2 protein-coding genes and 1 pseudogene are annotated in these 2,484 nt (G+C 60.6%); 2 read left to right on the top strand and 1 reads right to left on the bottom strand.

What is annotated here, in order from left to right:
- Positions 1-726: 726 nt before the first annotated feature.
- Positions 727-1,023: a hypothetical protein gene (locus tag WB528_RS05680; RefSeq protein WP_423887450.1), complete on the bottom strand. Its 297-nt coding sequence runs from the start codon at positions 1,021-1,023 to the stop codon at positions 727-729.
- 135 nt (positions 1,024-1,158) lie between these two features.
- On the opposite strand from WB528_RS05680, the gene WB528_RS05675 reads away from it, so the two are divergent.
- Complete coding sequence (locus tag WB528_RS05675) at positions 1,159-1,338, top strand: hypothetical protein (protein WP_423887449.1); 180 nt, start codon at positions 1,159-1,161, stop codon at positions 1,336-1,338.
- 140 nt (positions 1,339-1,478) lie between these two features.
- Positions 1,479-2,007, top strand: a pseudogene (locus tag WB528_RS05670) (SET domain-containing protein); the annotation flags it as partial.
- Positions 2,008-2,484: the final 477 nt, after the last annotated feature.

The raw sequence follows: 2,484 nt of genomic DNA, 5'->3' as shown, positions 1-2,484 counted from the left end.
TTCGGATTTTCAGAAATTTTCCTTGACGGCCCGGTAGAAGCAGCAATAGAAGCGAATCATCCCGTCTCTTAAGGAGGGACGTTTCGCGATCGTCACGGACGTAAGAGGGGATGCGATGGACGCTGATGGCGTGCTGACGAATGCGCCATTCGCGGACGGTGAAGTCGTGTGGTCCTGATATCTCGACGCCGATATCAACTCGCGACAATGCTTCGCATGGTGGCAAGAAAGCCCGATCGCCAGGGAGAGCACGAAGGAAGCCGTTAAAACCATTGCGCGGGGAATGCCGGGTGAAACCGGTGTGACCGTGGTGACGACGCTCGTGTGCTTTTTATTTTTCGCATACGAGGCCGCGGGCGCAATGGGCGCCCGGCATTCCCTGCGCCCTCTGATTTAGAGGAGCGAATATCGGCGGCAAAACTCGCGTGACTTGCGCGGCGAGATCGCGACGTCGTGGCTGTTTGAAATCTGAATTTGAGTGCCATCCTGTGTGGATGCCGTCGTCCCCGCGACCCGTCTACGCAAAGGCTTCGCCGGGGCTGGGTTCGTGGGGCGCCGAAGCTTTAGCGAAGGCGGCACGCGGGGACCCATAACCACCGGCGTTCGTTGGATCGGTGCACCGCGCATCGTGAGTTCGCCGGCGCATGTGCCGTTTGTTCTGCCGGATCGCGCGCTCGGATCATGGCGAATTCGCCGGTCGCTGCTTTCAAAGGACGACGCAGGCGCTTACGCCCGCTTTCCCGTGAACGGAAAGCTGCCCATCGGGCCGATGCCCATTTCGCCGGAAATGCTGTCGCCGGAAACCTTGCCGGTGAATTCGAGCGTCAGCGGCATCGGGTTGGTGATGGACACCTTCCAGGAAACATCATCGCCATTTGCCGTGCCGTCGAAAATCTCGGCCGAGTTGCCTTCGGCGGCTTGCGTGCCGGTCAGCGTCCCGCCGGCGCTCTTGACGCTCAGCGTGGCCTCGCGATCGCCCATCGGCGTACTCATGGTGATGTTCCAGTTTCCGTCCACGGCCATCTGTGTCTCCTGAAGAGTGTATCCGCTCACGAACGGTATAGCGCATCTCGCAGCCGATGCCCAATCTCCGGACCCAAGTTTTCAAGTGCTAACGGCGCGAGCGCGCAGGCGGCTCGTGACATTGCGGCCGAGGCGTTGTCGCTCGATCAGGCGGCGGCGATCGTGCGGGCCTGGTCGCTGGTCCACGGCTTCACCATGCTGCTGCTCGATGGCCGGCTTGCCGATATTCTGCGGCGGTTGCCTGAGGGCGCGGATGTGGCAACGCTGCCGGACGCCATGCTCAGGACGTCCGTGCTTCGGCCGCCGCCATCATGAAGTACTCGCGGCCGTGTCATCGAGGAACCGCGCAAGCTGGGGACGGTTGATACAAACTGCGCGAGGGGCCTGACTTTTGCATGGAATCGTCCTAGAACCTCACTCCTTGCGATCATCAGCGTTGTAGTTGCCTCATCGTCATGCCCACGATTTCCCCGAAGAAACCCTATCGCGTCGGCCGTTCCCGCACCGGACTTGGCCTTTTCGCCACCAAAAAGATCAAGAAGGGCACCAGAATCGTTCGCTATTTTGGGCCACTCCTGGATTCTAAAAAGAAAAAAGACGACGCGATCGAGAACAAATACCTGTTCGAACTGAACAACCGCTGGACCATCGACGGTTCGGTCCGCGAGAACATCGCCCGCTACGTCAACCATGCCTGCAAGCCGAATGCGGAAAGCGACGTCAAACCGCGCAAGCGAAAGGTTTTCATCCGCGCGATCAAGAACATCGAGCCCGGCGAAGAGATCAACTACGATTACGGCACCGATTATTTCAAAGCCTATCTGAAGCCGATCGGCTGCAAATGCGACGCCTGCGAGAAAAAGCGCAAGAAGAAGCGCGCCGAAGCCAGGGCCGAGCGGGTCCGGTTGAAGGCCAAAGCCGAGCGCAAGGCCAAAAAAGAGGCTGAGAAAAAGGCGGCCGAACGCGCCAAGGCGCGCGCCAAAACCAAGGCAAAGGTCGAACTCAAACCCGACCGCAAGCGCAAGCTCGATAGCAAGGCATCGGCCGTTCGCCTCAAGACCGGAAGCCGGCCGGTCAAGCGCAAGGTTGCAAACGGCCTTCAGTTGAGCAGCGGCACGCGGAGCCGGCCGAGGCGACCCAAGTCGGCGACGACGATGGTTGCCGTCGAGCAACCGATCGCCGCGACAGGCGAGGCTACGACCATCTTTCAGGCCTCAAACCTCGCAATGCCGGCGGCGACCGTGGATCATGCCGTGGACGAGGCAAAACAGGCCTCGGCGTAAGGCGAGTGGAGTGGATTTGACTTAAGCGGCGACCGTGTCGCGGCTTCGGCGCAAGCCGATATATTGCAGTTCGGCCAGCGTGCCGGTCGCGATGGCCTGCGCGGCAATCGCGGCTTCGCCCAAGAGGTTCGGCGTCACCGCGCCACTGAACAGGAGGATGATGCTTGCGAGCGTCCAG

It is taken from the genome of Bradyrhizobium sp., from assembly GCF_049586575.1.
GTDB lineage: Bacteria > Pseudomonadota > Alphaproteobacteria > Rhizobiales > Xanthobacteraceae > Bradyrhizobium.
This window is presented reverse-complemented; position numbering and strand designations above follow the sequence as displayed.

Excerpts from the sequence above, each read along its gene's own strand:
- WB528_RS05680 (WP_423887450.1), bottom strand. The coding sequence starts at position 1,023 with ATGGCCGTGGACGGAAACTGGAACATCACCATGAGTACGCCGATGGGC.